Consider the following 18,539-nt stretch of genomic DNA (forward strand, 5'->3'; position numbering starts at 1 on the left):
CGACGTTTTGGCATGACAAGCGAACTATCTCCAGCGCACGTTACGCGTGCGCACAGCCCGGCAGACGCCAGGCCGGCGCGCGATTGGCAGATCGACGCTGCAAAGGCACTGGCCATCGCGCTGGTCGTACTGGGCCATGCCAGCGGAATGCCGCCAGCCTACAAGCTGTTCGCTTACAGCTTCCATGTGCCGCTGTTTTTCGTGTTGTCGGGCTGGGTTGGCGAACGGTTTGGGCAGCGCGCATTGACGGGTGCAACGGTTGCCAAGCTGGCGCGCACCTTGCTGGTTCCGTATCTCGCATTTTTTATGGTGGCCTATGCGCTGTGGTTGCTGACCGCTGCGATGGATGGGCACGCGGGCCATCCACAGGCGCGAGCGTTGTGGCATCCGCTCACGGGGTTGCTGTGGGCCAATGGTTCACGCCTGTATGTGCTTCCGGCGCTGTGGTTCCTTCCCGCGCTGTTTGTCACAACGCTCGCTTACCTTGCGTTGCGGGTGCGATGGAGTGCGGCGGCGATCGCGGCGGTCAGTTTGCCACTGGCGCTGGCATGGGCAGGCTGGTTCCCGTCGCTGCAGTTGCGCTTGCCGCTCGCGCTGGACGTGCTGCCTATCGCGTTGTTCTTCATTGCGATAGGCGGCTGGCTGTCGCGTTTTGCCGATGCGCTGCGATCGCTGGGCGCGCAGGTGTGGGCGCTGGCGTTGCTGCCGTTGGCCGCAGCGTGGTGGTGGCTGGCCGGGTGGAACGGGCAGGTGGACGTGAACAACCTGCAGTTCGGGCAGTCGGCTGCCGTGTTCCTGCTGGTCAGTCTGCTAGGAACGGCGATGACGTTTTGCGTCGCCCATTTCATTCGGGGCATGCGCTGGGTGCAGTGGATCGGTACCAATACGCTGCTGATTTTATGCACGCATACGTTGGTTTTCTTGGTGACCACCAGCGTGGTGGCGCGCACGGGCGTGATCGCACGCAGCGCAATCGGTACGCCGGCCTGGGCGTTGGGGCTAAGCGCTTTCGCGATCGCGATGAGCGTGCCGATGCGCGCGGTGCTGGTGCGTGTGGCGCCTTGGATGTTGGGATTGAAACGCAAATGACGAGTTTTCGGAATCATCAGCCGTCGCAGCAACTGGGTGCGCGTCGCTGGCAAAGGAGATTGGCGTAATGAAAGTGGTGCATGTCGTCCGCCAATTCCATCCTTCGATCGGAGGCATGGAAGAGGTCGTTCTCAATGTTGCCCGCCAACATCAAGCCAATAGTACCGATACGGTTGAGGTCGTGACGCTGGATCGTGTGTTCACCGATCCCAGTGCGCGGCTGTCGGCGCAGGACACGCATCAAGGACTGCCGATCCGGCGGATTGGCTATCGCGGATCGTCGCGCTATCCGCTGGCGCCGTCGATACTTGCTGCGATTCGTTCGGCCGATGTTGTCCATCTGCACGGCATCGATTTTTTTTACGACTATCTGGCGTTGACAAAGCCGCTGCACGGCAAGCCGATGGTGGTATCCACGCATGGTGGGTTTTTCCACACCGCCTACGCATCGCGCATGAAGCAGCTGTGGTTCCAAACGCTCACGCGCGCCTCTGCACTGGCCTACGCGCGTGTGATCGCCACCAGCGAGAACGATGGCGATCTGTTCGCCAAGGTGGTGGCGCCATCGCGCCTACGGGTGATCGAAAACGGTGTGGATGTGCAGAAATATGCGGGGCAGGGTGCGAGCACGCCCGGCCGGACGATGCTGTATTTCGGGCGTTGGTCGGTCAACAAGGGGTTGATCGAAACGCTGGAGTTGTTGCAAGCCGCGCTCAAGCACGACCCACAATGGCGGCTGATCATCGCCGGCCGCGAGTACGATCTGAACGAAGCCGATTTGCGCAAGGCCATTGCCGAGCGTGGGCTGCAGGACAAGGTGCAGCTGAGCATGTCGCCCTCGCAGGAGCAGTTGCGGGCGCTGATGCAGCAAGCGCAGTTCTTCGTCTGCCTGTCGCGGCATGAGGGCTTCGGTATCGCGGCGGTGGAAGCGATGAGTGCGGGTCTGATTCCGATCCTCAGCGATATTCCGCCGTTCGTGCGGCTTGCCAACGAATCGGGCCAGGGCGTGATCGTCAATCGCGACAAGATCGCGGCAGCAGCCGATCAGGTGCAGGCGCTCGCGCTGCAGGCCGACGGCGATTTCGTCACCCGTCGTGCCGCGTCCATGGCTTACGTCAGCCGCTACGACTGGAAGCACGTGGTCGGGCGCTACATCGACCAATACCACGATGCGTTGGGCATCCCGCGCGTGCAGGAGGCTGTGCGATGAGCGCGCTGGCTTCTCCGTCGATGACGCATGCGGCAACCCAGCCACAGGTCACGGTGCTGTTTTCCACCGAAAAACCCAATGCCAGCACCAACCCGTATCTGACCCAGCTCTACGACGCGTTGCCCGCCGCAGTACACCCGCGCTTTTTTTCGATGCGTGATGCATTGCTGTCGCACTACGACGTGTTGCATCTGCATTGGCCCGAATACCTGCTGCGCCATCCAACTGCTGCCGGCACCTTGGCCAAGCAGGTCTGTGCTGCCTTGTTGTTGCTCAAGCTGCAGCTGACCGGTACGCCGGTGGTGCGCACCCTGCACAATCTTGCGCCGCATGAAGACCGCGGTTGGCGCGAACGTAGCCTGCTGCGCTGGATCGACCGGCTGACACGTCGCTGGATCCGCATCAATGCGACCACGCCGCCGCGTCCACCATTCACCGATACGATTCTGCACGGGCACTATCGCGACTGGTTCGCGACGATGGAGCAGGGCAACACGGTGCCGGGGCGGTTGCTCCACTTCGGCCTGATTCGCCCGTACAAAGGCGTCGAAACGCTGCTGGACGCCATGCGCCAGGTCGACGATGCGCGCGTGACTCTGCGCATCGTCGGCAACCCGGCCACGCCGCAGATGCGCGCCTTGGTTGAAGGCGCCTGCACGCAGGATCCGCGCATCAGCGCGTTGCTGGCCTATGTCGAAGAGCCGGTGCTGGCGCGAGAAGTCAGTGAGGCCGAACTAGTGGTGTTGCCGTACCGGCAGATGCATAACTCCGGCACCTTGTTGCTGGCGTTGTCGCTGGCACGCCCGGTGCTGGCGCCGTGGAGCGAATCGAATGCAGCAATCGCCGAGGAAGTCGGCCCCGGTTGGGTGTTCCTGTATGACGGCGAGTTCGATGCGGCGCTGCTGACCGGCATGCTGGATAAGGTGCGTGCTGCACCACGCGGGCCGGTGCCGGATCTATCGCAGCGCGACTGGCCACGGATCGGGCAGTTGCATTACCGCACCTATCTGGAAGCGCTGGGCAAGGATGGAGACGCCGCGCTGTGACCGCAGAGACACCTCCGATGACATCTCCCACGCCACCGCCGCCGCCGCAACGCAGCCTGGGGTCGCGCGCTGCCGGCGGCGCAGCGGTGACCATGCTTGGCCAGTCGGCCAAGATGGTGGTGCAGTTCGGCGGCATCATTCTGTTGGCGCGATTGCTGACGCCTTACGACTACGGTCTGATGGCGATGGTCACCGCGATTGTGGGCGCTGCCGAGATCCTGCGCGATTTCGGCCTGTCGGCAGCGGCGGTGCAAGCCAAGCATGTCAGCCGCGAGCAACGCGATAACCTGTTCTGGATCAACAGCGGTATCGGTTTGCTGCTGTCGTTGGTGGTGTTCGCGTCGGCGCATCTGATTGCGAACTTCTACAAAGAGCCGGCCTTGGTGACGATTTCCCAGGCACTGGCGGTCACCTTCCTGATCAATGGCATGACCACGCAGTACCGCGCGCACCTGAGCCGTGGGCTGCGCTTCGGGCAGGTGGCGCTCAGTGACGTGGGGTCGCAGGTACTCGGCCTCGGCGCAGCGGTTGCTGCTGCGCTACTGGGCTGGGGCTACTGGGCGCTGGTGGTACAGCAGGTGGTGCAGGCCATCGTCAATTTTGTCATCGCCGCAAGTTGCGCACGCTGGTTGCCGGGTGGCTATCAGCGTTCGGCACCGATGCGCGATTTTATGAATTTCGGCTGGAACCTGATGGCTGCGCAGTTGCTGGGCTATGCCAGTCGCAACGTGGGGCAGGTGATCATCGGGTGGCGGACCGGGCCGGACGCGCTGGGCTTGTACAACCGCGCATTCCAGTTGTTGATGATGCCGTTGAACCAGATCAATGCGCCAGCCACCAGTGTGGCATTGCCGGTGTTGTCGCAGCTGCAGGACGACCGCGAACGCTTCAGCGCGTTCCTGCTGCGCGGACAGACCGTGATGGTGCATCTGATCTTTGCGCTGTTCGCGTTCGCTTGCGCACTGGCGATGCCGTTGATCGTGCTGGTGCTGGGCGAGCAGTGGCGCGAGGCCGTGCCGCTGTTCCAAGTGCTGACACTGGGCGGTATCTTCCAGACGGCGGCCTATGCGACGTACTGGGTGTTCCTTGCGCGGGGATTGATGCGCGCGCAGCTGGTGTATTCGCTGGTCAGCCGCATCCTGCTGATCGCCTGCATCTTCGTCGGCTCGCGGTGGGGCGCGATGGGCGTGGCGATCGGCTATTCGTTTGGTTTGTTGCTGACCTGGCCGCTGTCGCTGATATGGATCGGCAAGATTTCCGATGCGCCGGTCGGAGCTCTCTTCACCAATGCGATGCGCGCCATGGCCGCTTACGGCATTGCGGGCGGATGTGCGTATTACGCATCCATCACGGTTGGCGGTCCGCTCTGGGAGCAGCTGGCCGTTGGCGCACTGGCGATGCTTGCGGTTTGCCTGCTTGCGCTGGCGATCTGGCCTGCATTCCGTCGCGATGTGATTGCCATCGTCAACATCCGCAAGCTGCTGACGCAGGCCAAGGCGCGTTAATGAGTCGACATCGTCTTCGCCTGCAATCAGTCATGCTTTCTCTCACTCATTCATAGGACACGGCCCATGAGCGACACACCCGCCGCCGCTTCCGGCATCCGCCGGCCTTGCTATCTGGTCTTGTCCGCCCACGATTACCGCACACCGCGACGCGCCAATATCCATTTCATCACCGATCAACTGGCGCTGCGCGGAACCACGCGGTTCTTCTCGCTGCGTTACAGCCGGTTATCGCGCATGAAGGGTGATATGCGGTTGCCGCTCGACGAGACTGCAAACACAGTTGTCTCGCATAAGGGCGTCGATTGCTACCTGTGGCGGACGACGGTGCATCCGTTCAATACGCGCCGTCCGTGGCTGCGGTCGGTCGAGGATGCGATGTTCCGCTGGTACGCCGCGCACCCGCCGCGCCAGTTGCTCGACTGGATGCGCGAGTCGGATGTGATCGTGTTTGAAAGCGGCATTGCGGTCGCTTTCATCGAGCTGGCCAAGCGCGTCAATCCGGCAGCGAAGCTGGTCTATCGCGCGTCTGACGGGCTGAGCACGATCAATGTTGCGTCCTACATCGAACGCGAGTTCGACCGCGTCGCGCCCACGCTCGATGTGATTGCATTGGTATCGCCGGCAATGGCGGAAGAAATCGCCAGCCGCGACAACGTGTATCACGTGGGCCATGGGGTGGATCACAACCTGGATCAGCTTGGCGACCCGTCGCCGTACGGCGAGGGTATCCATGCGGTTGCGGTCGGTTCGATGTTGTTCGACCCGGAGTTCTTCGTGGTTGCCAGCAAGGCCTTTCCGCAGGTGACGTTTCACGTGATCGGCTCGGGCATGGGCCGGCATCCGGGCTATGGCGATAACGTGCTGGTCTATGGCGAGATGAAGCATGCCGAGACGATTGGCTACATCAAACACGCGCGTTTTGGGATTGCGCCGTACGCGTCCGAGCAGGTGCCGGTGTACTTGGCTGATAGTTCGATGAAGTTGTTGCAATACGACTTCTTCGGCTTGCCTGCAGTGTGTCCGAATGCCGTGGTCGGGCCGTATCAATCGCGTTTCGGCTACACTCCAGGCAACCCTGATTCTGTCATTGCGGCCATTGGCCGCGCCTTGGAAGCACCGCGCGTACGTTATCGCCAGTGCCTGAATTGGTCCGACACCACCGATCGCGTGCTCAATCCCAGTGCGTATCCGGAAACCCGTTTGTATCCACAGCAAAGCGCAGCGGTGCATGCCTCGTCGGAGGCTGCGCTCTCGCATTGATGCGGCGCACATCTTTTCTTTTTAGGAGATTCATACGTTATGGCCAACGCCTTGCTCCAGAAATGGATAGAACATGCAGAACGTCGTGCACTGTTCTGGTGGCAGCCCAAGAACGCTGGCGTGAATATGGGAGATCACCTATCCAAGGTGATCGTCTCCTGCGTGCTGTCCTTGCAGGACAAGACGCTGATCGAAAAGCAGGATCTGAGCAAGAAGCTGATCGCGATCGGCTCGGTGCTGCATTTCGCCAAAGACGGTGACACCGTCTGGGGCAGTGGCATCAATGGCAAGATTCCCGCCGAACGCAACACGTTCAGCACGCTCGACGTGCGCGCAGTGCGTGGGCCGAAGACGCGTACGTTTCTGCTCGATCGCGGCATCGCGGTGCCGGAAGTGTATGGCGACCCCGGGCTGCTGACGCCGATGTTCTTCCCGGCCGACGCGCTCGGCCCGATCAACAAGCGGCCCTTTGCCATCGTTCCGCACTTCAACGAGCCGATCGAAAAGTACAGTGCGTACAAGGACCACTTGGTGTTTCCCAACGTCAAGCCTGCGACCTTCATGAGCGCACTGCTTGGCGCCGAATTGGTGATCAGTAGCTCCTTGCATGGCCTGATCCTTGCCGAAGCCTATGGAATCCCCGCGGTGTATCTGGACTGGGGAAACGGCGAAGATCGCTTCAAGTACGACGACTACTACAACGGCACCGGACGCATGCAGTGGCATTCCGGTAATAGCGTGGAGGAGTGTCTGCAGTTGGGCGGCAACGGCGATTTCGATTTGGAAAAACTGCAGGCCGGTTTGTTGGCTGCATTCCCTTACGACCTTTGGTGATTCGATGATGCAGGGCCAGCGCGTGGATGTAGAAATAACGGGAATCGCCAGCGGGACCACGCCACCCGGTGTGGTGATTCCGCTAGGTGGCTTTCCGGTGTTGTCCACCACGCAGGAAGCTTTCGCGTTGGATCTGTTCCATGCGTTGGCAGCCCGTCAGCCGCGTCGTGTGTTCTTCGCCAATACCAATTTCATCGTGCAGTGCCAGGCGCTGCGCGTGCGCATGCGCGAGTCTGGCGTACGCATCGTCAACGATGGGATCGGCATGGATCTGGCCGCGCGGCTGATCCACGGCCGCCGTTTCGCCGGCAACCTCAATGGCACCGACCTGATTCCGTATCTGTGCCGTGAAAGCGCGCAGCCGCTCAAATTCTTTTTGCTGGGTGGTCGTCCCGGGGTCGGCAAGACCGCTGCAGCCACGCTGACCGGGACATTAGGGCAGCAGGTGGTCGGCATGTGCGATGGCTACGGCGAATTCGCGGCGGCAGGCGAGGGACTGGCAGAGCGCATCAATCGTTCCGGTGCCGATGTGTTGCTGGTGGCGTTCGGCAACCCGCTGCAAGAGCGCTGGATCCTGGATCACAGCCACGCGCTGAGCGTGCCGCTGGTCTTCGGTGTGGGTGCGTTGCTCGATTTCTTGTCGGGTACCGCCAAGCGTGCGCCCGGGTGGGTGCGGCGCCTGCATATGGAATGGATTTATCGGCTGCTCAACGAGCCACGCCGTTTGCTCAAGCGCTATAGCTGGGATCTGCTGGTGTTCTTCCGCACCTGCTTGCGCGCGGGCAAACAGCTGCCCTGATGCAGCAGTGGCGTGTCTGGCCTAGCATGCAGGTATGCATCCGACCGCTGCCGCCCTGATCCGCTCGCTGGACCTCGCCCCGCATCCGGAAGGCGGGCACTATCGCCGCGTGTATGCCTCCGCACGCCACATCACCGACCGCAGCCAGACGCGCCCCGCGTTGACCGCCATCCGCTTTCTGCTGAGTGCAGGCGAATGCAGCGCATGGCACCGTGTGGATGCCGAAGAGACGTGGCATTGGCAGCACGGCGATGCGCTGGAATTGCTGATCTACGACGCTTCCAGCGAGCAATTGCAGCGTGTGATCGTGGATGCCGCCGAGCGTGGCGAGCCGATGCATGTGGTGCCCGCGGGCTGCTGGCAAGCGGCACGCTCGCTCGGTGACTTCACCCTGGTGGGCTGCACGGTGTCGCCGGGCTTTGTGTGGGAAGGCTTCGCGCTGCTTGACGAGGGCTCGCCGCTGGCCGCGTACCTGGCAACGCTGCTTCCACGCTAGCCGTCGACGACGAGTCCGGTCGAACGCTTCCCTAACGCGTCCGCTGGCGGCTTCGCGTACTGTCCACCTCAAACAGGGGGCCACACGTAATGCAACGCAAGGCAGCGGGATGGGGCATGGGCTTGATGCTGGTGTCGCTGTTGGCGACCGCCGGCGAGACTGTGCCACCGAAGACTGTGCCACCGAAGACTGTGCCACCGCCGGTGGTGGATCTGGAGGCGATGGTCGTGCGCGGCGTGCAGCCCGGACCGGGCTTGTGGAAGGTCAGCAAGGGCGACCACGTGTTGTGGATACTGGGCACGCAGTCGCCGCTGCCCAAACGTCTGCAATGGCAATCGACCGAAGTGGAGACCATCATCGGCCAATCCCAACAGGTATTGATGGCGCCGACCATAGAGCTCGATGTCGGCCTGGGGTTCTTCGGCAGGCTGACGTTGTTGCCATCGGCGATGAAGGCAATGAAGAACGAGGATGGCCGCGAACTGCGCGAGGTGCTGCCGCCCGATCTGTATGCGCGCTGGAGCGTGGCCAAAGCCCGCTATCTCGGCAGCGACCGCGGCGTCGAGCGCAAGCGCCCGATGCTGGCCGCCGGTGAGCTGTATCAGGCGGCGCTGAAGCGCTCGGGCCTGGCCCGCTCGCCAGTGATCTGGTCGGTCGTGGAGCGTGCTGCCAAGCGCGCAGGCATCAAGCCGACGTCCACGGCGCTTGACTACAAGATCGCGGACCCGCGCCAGGCGCTCAAGGAATTCCGTGCTGGTGGCATGAACGACATCGAATGTTTCCGCCGCATTCTGGTGACGGTGGAACGCGATCTGCCCACGATAGTGGAGCGTGCCAATGCCTGGTCGGTGGGCGATCTCGAGGCCTTGCGTCAGCTTCCGCGCGAAGACCCGCAGGCCGCCTGTATGAGTGCGGTGGCTAGCTCCGGTGCCGCGAAGAAGCGTGGCATCGACGATCTGGAACGGCGCATGCGCGACCATTGGCTCACCATCGCCACCGCCGCCCTGCAACGTCATCGCAGCACCTTCGCGGTGCTGTCGATCAGCCGGCTGACCGCGCCGGATGGCTATCTGGCACGACTGCAGGCGCTGGGCTATGAGGTGGAAGCGCCTTGAGCCGGTTTCGGTAATTGCGTCTGGCGCGTCCTGCCGAGCGCGAGCACAGACGCAGGCACAGGTCGGTCGTTGCATCATGCGGCCGCTGCGCGTCGGGCACGCGTCGATGGCATGCACTCTGGGTGGGGCATTGGCATACAAGGCGCCGGGTTAGGTCTGCCGATGCCGCCACGGTATGCTGCGCGCCTTCTGTCTCGAGAGTTCCGCGTTGAACGCATTGCCGCTGCGCATTCTGGGCACCGGGTGCCATCTTCCGGCGACGGAAGTGACCTCGCACCAATTGGACGCGCGCTGGCAGTTGCCGGCGGGTACCACGTTCGTGCGTCTGGGCGTGGAAACGCGCCATTACGTGGGCGAGGGCGAGACCGCATCGTCGATGGGCGCAGCCGCGGCACAACAGGCCTTGGACAGCGCCGGTCTGGACGCCAGTCAGATCGATTGCCTGATCTCCGCCTGCAGCGTCATGGAGCAGCCGATCCCGTGCCAAGCGGTATTGATCCAACGCGCGCTCGGCCTCGGCGATTCCGGCATTCCCGCCTTCGATGTCAATGCCACCTGCCTGAGTTTTCTGGTGGCACTGGATATGGCGGCTAACGCATTGACGCTTGGCCGTTACCGACGCGTGCTGATCGTCTCCAGCGAGGTCGCATCGGCCGGACTGGATGCGGCGACGCCGGCCACGGCCGGCTTGTTCGGCGATGGCGCAGCTGCGGTGGTGGTCGGACACAGCGATGCAGAGCAAGGCTCGGCGCTGCTTTCCAGCCGCCTGGCAAGTTATGGCAGTGGCGCGGAGCTGTGCCGCATTCGCGGGGGCGGTACGCGGTATCCGCATGGCGAAGACAGTGCGCCCGATGCCTCGCGCGTGTTCTGCATGGACGGACGGCGGGCCTACCGTTTCGCCGCGCGGCATCTGCCGGCGTTCTGGGAACAGCTGCTGCACGAGGCCGGCACCACCACTGCAGCCTTGCGTTGCCTGGTCCCGCACCAGGCCTCCGGTGGCGGTCTGGATCATGTGGTGCAGACCTTGGAACTGCGCCCCGATCAGGTGGTGCGCATCCTGCAACGCACGGGTAATCAGGTCGCCGCTTCGTTGCCGCATGCGTTGCATCACGCACGTGTCGAACTCGGCCTGCAGCGCGGCGATCTGGTGGCGTTGCTCGGCACCGGCGCCGGGCTCGCCATCGGCGGCATGGTGTTGCGCTACTGATGCCGGTGCGCCTGTCGCTCGAGCTGCTGCGGGTCGGCCACTGTCGCCATTGCGAACGCATGGTGCGTGCCGATGGCCATTGGCATGCGGTGGAATTCCCGGCATTGAGCGTGTTGATCCGGCATCCGCAGCGTGGCGCGCTGCTCTACGACACCGGTTATGCCGCGCATTTTTTCCGCGCCACCGATCCCTGGCCGGAGCGTCTGTATCGCTGGACCACGCCAGTGCGCTTGCCCACCCACCAGACCCTGGGCGCACAGCTGACCAAGCGCGGCGTGGCGCTGGATGAAATTGCCTGGTGCCTGATCTCGCATTTCCATGCCGACCATGTCGGCGGTCTGCGCGATCTGCCGAACGCCCGCTTTATCTGCCTGCGCGCGGACTATCAGCAGTTGCGCAGCTGTTCGCGCGTAGGCGGATTGCGTCGCGCCTTGCTACCGCAGTTGCTACCCGACGACTTCGACCAACGGCTGCAGTTTGCCGACCAGGCACCGCAGCGTGTGTTGAGCGGAGCTTGGCAGACGCTCGGCCCGGCCTACGATCTGTTCGCAGACGGCAGCGTGCTCGCGGTGCCGTTACCCGGGCACGTACCCGGCCAAATGGGGCTGTTGGTACGCGATCAGCACGACCGCGAGGTGTTGTTGTGTGCGGACGCGGTATGGTCGTCGGCCACCTGGGCAACGCTGCAATGGCCGGCTTGGCCCACACGTCTGCTGATGCACGATTGGCACGCATTCCAGCGCACCGTGCATCACTTGCACACGTTGTCGCAGGCGCATCCGGAGCTGGCGATCCTGCCGTCGCACTGTCAACCCAGCCTTGACCGTTATCAACCGGAGTGGCGATGAGTCTGCGCATTCTCGTGACCGGCGCGTCCGGCTTTGTCGGTGGTTCGTTCCTGCGGCGCTTTCAGGAACTTCCGGGTGTCGAGATTCACGGCATCGGCCGCCGCGCCAGCGATATGCCCAACTACCACCGCATCGATCTGAGCCAACCGTTTTCACTCGATTGGCGACCGGATGTGGTGATTCATGCGGCTGCGCTGGCATCGCCGTGGGGCACGCGTGGGCAGTTCCAGCTGCACAACGTGCAAGCCACCGCCAATGTCATCGATTTTTGCAAACGCAACGGCTGCCCACGCCTGCTGTATGTGTCGTCCAGCTCGGTGTTCTATCGCGAAGCGCATCAGTACGATCTGGACGAAGACAGCCCGATCGGTCCGGCGTTCGTCAATACATACGCAGAAACCAAATATCTTGGCGAAACCCTGCTCGATGACTACCCCGGGGAAAAGAGCGTCTTGCGCCCGCGTGCCGTGTTCGGGCCCGGCGACACGGTGCTCTTCCCGCGCGTGATCGCCGCGGCACGCAAGGGCGTGTTGCCACGGTTCGTCGGCCAGACCCAGCCGGTGATCGGTGACCTGATCTATATCGATGCGCTGTGCGATTACCTGTACCGCGCGGCCACCGCGCCGCAGCTGCAGCCGGCCTACAACCTCACCAATGCGCAGCCGGTGGATCTGCAGCAGCTATTGCTGGATGTGTTGACGCGCCTGCAGCTGCCGTTGCCGCAGCGCGAAGTGCGGATCAGCACCGCGCTGCGCATGGCCAGCGTGGTGGAGGCGGTGTATCGCGTGCTGCATCTGCGTGGCGAACCGCCGATCACTCGCTTCGGCGTAGGCGTGTTCGCCTATTCCAAGACCTTCGACCCACGCCGCACGCTTGCCGATCTCGGCCCGCCCAGTGTCAGTCTGGACGAGGGCGTGGAGGCCTTCGTGCGCTGGCAGGCAGCGCAATGGACCTGATCGTTCCGACCCTGGCCGTGCTGTATCTGGCCGTGCTGTTGGTCAAAACGGTGGCCGTGCTGTGGGTCATGCGTGGCGAACGCATTAGACCAGCGCCCATTGCCGTTGCAACACCGGCAGACGTGGCGATTCTGCAGCCCATTCTTGGTGGCGACGCGCATCTGCAAGAGGTGCTCACTGCCAACGTGCAGGCATTGCCGCAGGCGCACTTCATCTGGTTGCTGGACGCAGACGATGGTCCGGGAAACGCCGCTGCCGATGCGGTGATCGCGCAGCATCCGCAGCTGCAGATCGCACGCGTGCAGGTGCCTCCGGCGCCTGCCGGCATCAATCCCAAGGCGTGGAAACTCGATTACGCATTGCCGCACATCAATGCGCCTGTCAGCCTGATTCTCGACGACGATGCGCATCTCAGCAGCCGCGCGCTATCGCAGCTGTTGTGTGATCTGACCCATGCCGATGTGGTCACCGCATTGCCGTATTACTGCGACAGCGCCACGGTGGCGGGTCGCTTGTTGGCACAGTTCGTCAATAACAATGCCGCGCTGACGTATCTGGGCTGGCTACCGTTCGCAGCGCCGTTGACCCTCAACGGCATGTGCTACGCCGTGCGTACCGAGCGACTTCGCAGCTGGGGCGGTTTTACTGCACTGCTGGAGCAGCTGACCGACGATCTGGCGTTCGCCACCCTGGTGCGCGAGCGGGGCGGGCGACTCTGGCAATCCACCGCGCCGGTGGCGATGCGCACCGCGATACCGGATTTGCCTGCGTATGTGCGCCAGATGCATCGCTGGATGCTGTTCGCATCGATCCTGCTGCGCCGTCAGCGCCTGGGCGTGCGCAGCGCCATCGGCGTGTTGCAGGGGCTGCCGCCGGTGCTCCTGCTGGCCATGCTGATTTGCGCTTGCATGCAGTACAGCTGGCCGGCCGCACTCTCGTTGTCGATCGTCTTGCTGGTACGCGCGCTGCTGCTGTGCGGTGTGCAATGGCGCGTGTCCGGCGCAATGCGCCACTGCGTGTTGCTTTCGATCGTTGCCGAATGTCTGCAGCCGCTGCATCTGCTGCACGCAGCGCTGGTGCGCACGATTCGCTGGCGCACGCGGCGTTATCGCGTGTTGTCCAACGGGTGCTTCCGTGCGGGGTGAGCCAGGCCCGCTGCAGATCGCCTTCCTCACCGGACAAAGCGATCCGTCACGTTGCGCTTTGAGTGCGGAGCAGGTGGCGTTTCTGCGGCAGCTGCAGGACAAAGGCCGGCAGCTGGTGGATTGCAATTATCCGTACCGCCGCAACAGCGCGCCGCATCGGCGCACGCCGCTGTGGCGGGCCAGCGTGGCCAATGCGCGGCAGTATCTTGCGGCCCGCAACGCCCGTGTCGCAGATACCGATCGCGCGCGTGTGCATGCGTTGCTCGAACAGGCGCCGATGACACTGCTTCTTGCCGGTAGTTGCGGGCTGCAGTTGTTGAGCGCCTTGCAGTTGCCGGATGCGCTGCGCGCACGCTTGGCCGTTTTTGCATACGGCCCGGTGTGTCATGCGCCCTCAGCGTTCGGCCAGCTGCGCGTCGTGCAAGGGCGTGGCGACTGGATCTCGCGCGCGCTGTTCGGTGGGCGGGTGGATCTGAAGCCTGCATGCGGGCACATGGCGTACCTGCGCCACGCCGAGGTGCTTGCCGATTGCCAGCGCTTTCTTACCCAACTCGAACGGGCGCGATGGGACACAACGCATGCGGATTGATCTGATCGCACCACCGTACAGCGGCCATCTGCATCCCATCCTGGCGATTGCGCAGCAGCTTGCGGCGCAGCATGACGTGCGCGTCATCAGCACGCCGGCCGCGCAGGCGCGCATTCGTGCGTGTGGGCTCACCGCTGACAGTGTGCTGGATGCGCAGGCCGATCACGTGCTGCTGTCCATCGCCAACCCGCCGCATGCCGTGGGCCATAACCCCTTGCGTCTGCGTCGGCAGCTACACAGCGCGCTCGGTCTGATGGCGCAGCTCGGGCAAGCGCTACAACAGCGCTGGCGCGCGCGGCGGCCCGATCTGGTGATCGTCGACTTCACCTTGCCCAGTGCAGGACTGGTCGCACAGACGATGGGTATCGCGTGGTGGACCAGCATGCCGTCGCCGTGCGTGATCGAAAACACTGACGGGCCACCGGTGTACTTCGGTGGATTGCTGCCTGCGACCACGCCGTTGCAGCGGATCTGGCATGCAGTGGCGCGCCGGCTCACGCGCGGCTTCAAACGGACCTTGCACTTCTGCTATCGGCGCCAGATGCGCGCCTGCGGGCTGCCGGCCATTTATCGCAGCGATCGCAGTGAGGCGGTGTATTCGCCGCACTGCATCCTGGCCTTGGGCGTGCCATCGTTCGAGCTAGCACAGTGTTGGCCTGCGCCAGTGCGCTTCGTCGGCCCACAACTCTGCACGCCGCCCTGCTCGGTGAGCGCGCCCAACTTCGTCGCCGGTCGCCGGCATGTGCTGGTGACGCTGGGCACGCATCTGCAATGGGTCAAGCAGCGCATGGATGGCGTGTTGCGTGCGCTGGCGCCGCAGTTCCCCGAGGTGATCTTTCATTTCAGCGATGGCGACACCGCAGCGCCGCTGCAGCCAGGACAGGGCAATTATCAGCGGCTACCGTACGTGGATTACGCGCAACACTTGCAGCGCTACGCACTGGTGATTCACCACGGTGGTGCAGGCATTCTGTATGCCTGCCTGGCCGCAGGATTGCCAGCGATTGTCTACCCGCTGGATTACGACCAGTTCGACCACGCTGCTCGCCTGCAGGTGGCAGGCGCTGCCTGGTGGTTGCGCGATCTGGACGGCTTGCCGGTGCTGTTGCGCGAGGCGCTCAGCGCTGATGAGGTGCCATTGGGCGTGCGCCACTTGCAGGCCGAGCTACAGACGATCCAGTCGCAGGCGCGCATCGTGCAGTTGGTGGATGCGGTTGCGCGGACTGGCGCAGTGCCGCCGACTTCGAGCGGCACCGCGTAACGCGGATATCTGTCAGGCGTTCTCAGCCAGCCGCCGCATTCAAGGGCGGCTGGCTGGTCATGAGCTGCGGCCAGCGCTTGAGCACGGCGGCGCGAATGCCGGCTTGGTCGATACCGGCCTCTGCAAGCAGGTCTTCGCGGCTGGCATGGTGCTGGAAGCTGTCCGGCAGGCCCAGATGCAGCATCGGCAAGGTAACGGCTTCGGCATTGAGCAGTTCCGACACGCCAGAACCAGCGCCACCGGCAACCACGTTGTCTTCGATGGTGACGAAGCCGGCGTGGGTCTTTGCCAGCTCCAGCAGCATCGCCTTGTCGAGCGGCTTGACGAAGCGCATGTTGACCACCGTCAGACCCAGTTCGCGGCCGACTGCTTCAGCCGCATCCACGGTCGCGCCGAAGCCGAGCAGGGCGATACGGGTGCCGCCGTGACGTAGCTGCGCCTTGCCGATCGGCAGGGTGGAGAGCGAGCTGTCCAATGCTGCGCCGGGGCCGGTGCCGCGTGGGTAGCGCACCGCCGCCGGGCCTTGGTACTGCACGCCGGTGCTCAGCATCTGACGGCATTCGGCCTCATCGGCCGGCGCCATCACCACCATATGCGGCACGCAGCGCAGGAAGCTCAGGTCCAGATTGCCGGCATGGGTCGCGCCATCCGGGCCGACCACGCCGCCGCGATCGATCGCAAACAGCACATCCAACTGCTGTACTGCCACGTCGTGCACCAGCTGGTCGTAGCCGCGCTGCAGGAAGGTGGAATAGATCGCCACCACTGGCTTGGCGCCCTGGGTCGCCATGCCTGCGGCCAGCGTCACCGCATGCTGCTCCGCAATCGCCACATCGAAATAGCGCTGCGGATATTCCTTGCTGAAACGCACCAGACCCGAGCCTTCGCGCATCGCTGGGGTGATCACCAGCAGCTTCGGATCGGCAGCGGCCATGTCGCAGACCCAGTCGCTAAACACATCGGTATAGGTCGGCTTCTTGGCGCCGGCCTTGGCGACTAGGCCCTTGCTCGGGTCGAACGGGCCGACCGCGTGATAACCGATCTGGTCGCCTTCGGCGAGCTCGTAGCCCTTGCCCTTGGTGGTGATGACATGCAGCAGCTGCGGGCCCTTGAGCGTTTGCAGGGTCTTCAGTGCACCGACCAGGCTGGGCAGGTCGTGGCCATCGATCGGGCCGGTGTAATGGAAGCCCATTTCCTCGAACAGCGTGGAGGGCACGAACATGCCTTTCCAGTGTTCTTCCCAGCGTCGCACGAAGCGCGCGGTGGGGTTGTTCTTCTTGTCGCCTAGGATCTTCTTGCCGCCTTCGCGGATGGCATTGAGCGTGCGGCTACCGCTGGCGCGGCCCAGCATCTTGGTCAGCCCGCCCACCGCTTCGGAGATCGACATGCGGTTGTCGTTGAGGATCACCAGCAGGTTCGGTTCCGGGTCCATGCCGCCGGCGTGGTTGAGCGCCTCGTAGACCATGCCGGCGGTCATCGCGCCGTCGCCGATGACTGCGACCACCTTGCGGTCGTCGCCATTGCGCTGCGCGGCGATGGCCATGCCGAGCGCGGCCGAGATCGAGGTCGACGAATGACCCACGCCGAAGGTGTCGTAGATGCTCTCTTCGCGCTTGGGAAACGGCGCCACGCCGTCCTTCTGCTTGACCGTGTGGATCTGGTCGCGCCGGCCGGTGAGGATCTTGTGGGGGTAGGTCTGATGCCCGACATCCCACACCAGCTGATCGACCGGGGTCTGGTACAGGTAGTGCAGGGCGACGGTGAGCTCGATCACGCCCAGGCCGGCCGCGAAGTGCCCGCCGCTCTTTCCCACCGATTCGATCAGATAGGAACGCAGTTCTTCGGCGATCGCGGCCAGCTCGGCTTCGTCGAAGCGGCGCAGGTCGTCGGGCGTCTGGATGCGGGACAGGCGCGGATAGCGGGTGGTGTCGATCATCATCGTGTCATTAATCTGAAGCCGTATTGTCCTCCCCATGCGAAGGCCGGGCAAGCAAACCGGTTCAGCTGTCGGCGGGAAGTGATGGGCACGCGCGCTGCCACGCCTGGGGCGCGGGGCGCTCACGAGCGCCTGCGGCAATCTGCCGCACCGGGCGATGTGCCGATTGCGGCGTGTTTGCCTGGCGCACGACTGGCCCGCGCGCGTCGGCTGGCGGAAATGCCGACGCATCAGGGAAGGCATGTGGTTGATCGCCCTTGGACGGATGTGGCGTCGTCTCGGACATGTGGCGCATGGTGACAGGACCGACGCTTTGCGAGTGGGGCAACGGCACGTACCGTCAAGGCTCCGCCACCCGCGGATGTCGTGGTGCTATTGGAAGATTGTGCGCGCCGCTGCCAGCCAGGACCCGCGACGCGTGGCTCGCCAGCCTACAGCGAGAGCTTGGAGCGTTTGGGCAGTTGCGCGCGCAAGAATGCCATCTGATCGGACAGGATGTTGCGGTTGGACAGGATCAGATGCTCGATCCAGCTCGGCCGGTACGGCACTGCCAGCAGCGGCATATGCGCTTGTTGCGGAGTACGGTTGGCCTTGCGCGAGTTGCATTGGAAGCAGGCGGTCACCACGTTTTCCCAACTGTCGCGTCCGCCCTTGGAAACCGGCATGACGTGATCGCGGGTTAGCTGCGGGCGACTGAAATGCTGGCCGCAGTACATGCACAACTGCGAATCGCGTGCGAACAGGGCGGTGTTGCTGAGGGTGGGGGTCGGGTCCAGCGCGCGCGAACGGGCATGGCCGCGTGCGGCGATGATGGGGTGCAATTCCAGCGTGCTGCGCTCGCCGGTCAGCCGCGAGATGCCGCCGTGGATTTGCATGCAGGGCTCGCCCAGCGTCCACGACACCGCATCGCGGGCGTACAGGCAGGCAGCGTCTTGCCAGTTGATCCAGTCCAGCACGCGGCCGTGCGCATCGAGCGACAGTAGGCGAAGCGTAGGGAGTTGGTGGATCGCAGCGACAGCGCTGCCCGCGTCCGGGGCAGCGCTGCCTCCGGGGACGATCACATCACGAACGTGCGTGTCTGTCTCCATCGGGAAAACAGCTTATACCCGATCGTTGACAGTTTGTGTATCGCAGCGAACACCTGGCGCTGAAGCGTGTGTGAGGGGCCAAGGCGCGGCTGAAAGCAGGCGCCCTCACATGGCCGGCATCGATTCGGCCCATCGCCCCGCATGACTCGCCT

At 63.8% G+C, this 18,539-nt stretch carries 17 protein-coding genes; 15 read left to right on the forward strand and 2 right to left on the reverse strand.

Features of this window, described 5'->3' with window-relative positions:
* The first annotated feature begins 12 nt into the window (after positions 1-12).
* From XpruCFBP8353_RS13630 to XpruCFBP8353_RS13700, 15 genes are all read left to right on the forward strand, one after another.
* Positions 13-1,089, forward strand: a complete 1,077-nt coding sequence (locus tag XpruCFBP8353_RS13630; protein ID WP_101363713.1) for an acyltransferase family protein — start codon at positions 13-15, stop codon at positions 1,087-1,089.
* A 67-nt stretch (positions 1,090-1,156) separates the two neighbouring features.
* On the forward strand, positions 1,157-2,299 hold the full coding sequence (gene gumH, locus XpruCFBP8353_RS13635) for a GDP-mannose:cellobiosyl-diphosphopolyprenol alpha-mannosyltransferase (RefSeq protein WP_101363714.1): 1,143 nt from the start codon (positions 1,157-1,159) through the stop codon (positions 2,297-2,299).
* Positions 2,296-3,345, forward strand: a complete 1,050-nt coding sequence (locus XpruCFBP8353_RS13640) for a glycosyltransferase (RefSeq protein ID WP_101363715.1) — start codon at positions 2,296-2,298, stop codon at positions 3,343-3,345. The genes gumH and XpruCFBP8353_RS13640 overlap by 4 nt, the downstream gene beginning before the upstream one ends.
* 17 nt (positions 3,346-3,362) lie before the next feature.
* The gene (locus tag XpruCFBP8353_RS13645; protein WP_101363716.1) at positions 3,363-4,850 is read left to right on the forward strand and encodes a lipopolysaccharide biosynthesis protein; all 1,488 of its coding nucleotides are present in this window, start codon (positions 3,363-3,365) and stop codon (positions 4,848-4,850) included.
* A gap of 66 nt (positions 4,851-4,916) precedes the next feature.
* Entirely contained in the window at positions 4,917-6,113 is a 1,197-nt protein-coding gene (locus tag XpruCFBP8353_RS13650; RefSeq protein WP_101363717.1) for a GumK N-terminal domain-containing glycosyltransferase, read from the forward strand.
* Between the two features lie 39 nt (positions 6,114-6,152).
* Positions 6,153-6,947 carry a polysaccharide pyruvyl transferase family protein gene (locus XpruCFBP8353_RS13655; protein ID WP_101363718.1) on the forward strand — a complete coding sequence of 265 codons (795 nt, stop codon included), beginning with the start codon at positions 6,153-6,155 and terminating at the stop codon, positions 6,945-6,947.
* A gap of 4 nt (positions 6,948-6,951) precedes the next feature.
* Positions 6,952-7,746, forward strand: coding sequence for a WecB/TagA/CpsF family glycosyltransferase (locus XpruCFBP8353_RS13660; protein WP_162301047.1), 795 nt, complete (start codon positions 6,952-6,954; stop codon positions 7,744-7,746).
* Between the two features lie 34 nt (positions 7,747-7,780).
* Positions 7,781-8,242, forward strand: a complete 462-nt coding sequence (locus XpruCFBP8353_RS13665) for a cupin domain-containing protein (RefSeq protein WP_101363719.1) — start codon at positions 7,781-7,783, stop codon at positions 8,240-8,242.
* Between the two features lie 89 nt (positions 8,243-8,331).
* A complete protein-coding gene (locus XpruCFBP8353_RS13670; RefSeq protein WP_101363720.1) occupies positions 8,332-9,357 on the forward strand; it encodes a TraB/GumN family protein in 1,026 nt (341 codons plus the stop codon).
* Between the two features lie 175 nt (positions 9,358-9,532).
* The gene (locus XpruCFBP8353_RS13675; RefSeq protein WP_162301048.1) at positions 9,533-10,564 is read left to right on the forward strand and encodes a ketoacyl-ACP synthase III; all 1,032 of its coding nucleotides are present in this window, start codon (positions 9,533-9,535) and stop codon (positions 10,562-10,564) included.
* Positions 10,564-11,412 carry an MBL fold metallo-hydrolase gene (locus XpruCFBP8353_RS13680; protein WP_101363721.1) on the forward strand — a complete coding sequence of 283 codons (849 nt, stop codon included), beginning with the start codon at positions 10,564-10,566 and terminating at the stop codon, positions 11,410-11,412. The genes XpruCFBP8353_RS13675 and XpruCFBP8353_RS13680 overlap by 1 nt, the downstream gene beginning before the upstream one ends.
* A complete protein-coding gene (locus tag XpruCFBP8353_RS13685) occupies positions 11,409-12,368 on the forward strand; it encodes an NAD-dependent epimerase/dehydratase family protein (RefSeq protein ID WP_101363722.1) in 960 nt (319 codons plus the stop codon). The genes XpruCFBP8353_RS13680 and XpruCFBP8353_RS13685 overlap by 4 nt, the downstream gene beginning before the upstream one ends.
* Positions 12,359-13,513, forward strand: coding sequence for a glycosyltransferase family 2 protein (locus tag XpruCFBP8353_RS13690; protein ID WP_101363723.1), 1,155 nt, complete (start codon positions 12,359-12,361; stop codon positions 13,511-13,513). The genes XpruCFBP8353_RS13685 and XpruCFBP8353_RS13690 overlap by 10 nt, the downstream gene beginning before the upstream one ends.
* The gene (locus XpruCFBP8353_RS13695) at positions 13,503-14,102 is read left to right on the forward strand and encodes a hypothetical protein (protein WP_101363724.1); all 600 of its coding nucleotides are present in this window, start codon (positions 13,503-13,505) and stop codon (positions 14,100-14,102) included. Before XpruCFBP8353_RS13690 ends, XpruCFBP8353_RS13695 begins: the two co-directional genes overlap by 11 nt.
* On the forward strand, positions 14,092-15,363 hold the full coding sequence (locus XpruCFBP8353_RS13700) for a glycosyltransferase (RefSeq protein ID WP_101363725.1): 1,272 nt from the start codon (positions 14,092-14,094) through the stop codon (positions 15,361-15,363). The genes XpruCFBP8353_RS13695 and XpruCFBP8353_RS13700 overlap by 11 nt, the downstream gene beginning before the upstream one ends.
* 22 nt (positions 15,364-15,385) lie before the next feature.
* Here XpruCFBP8353_RS13700 and dxs read toward each other — a convergent pair whose 3' ends face one another.
* Positions 15,386-17,299, reverse strand: a complete 1,914-nt coding sequence (gene dxs, locus XpruCFBP8353_RS13705; protein WP_101363996.1) for a 1-deoxy-D-xylulose-5-phosphate synthase — start codon at positions 17,297-17,299, stop codon at positions 15,386-15,388.
* A gap of 431 nt (positions 17,300-17,730) precedes the next feature.
* On the reverse strand, positions 17,731-18,387 hold the full coding sequence (locus XpruCFBP8353_RS13710) for an HNH endonuclease (RefSeq protein ID WP_101363726.1): 657 nt from the start codon (positions 18,385-18,387) through the stop codon (positions 17,731-17,733).
* Positions 18,388-18,539 lie beyond the last annotated feature (152 nt).

The sequence above is a fragment of the Xanthomonas prunicola genome, from assembly GCF_002846205.1.
Lineage (GTDB): Bacteria > Pseudomonadota > Gammaproteobacteria > Xanthomonadales > Xanthomonadaceae > Xanthomonas > Xanthomonas prunicola.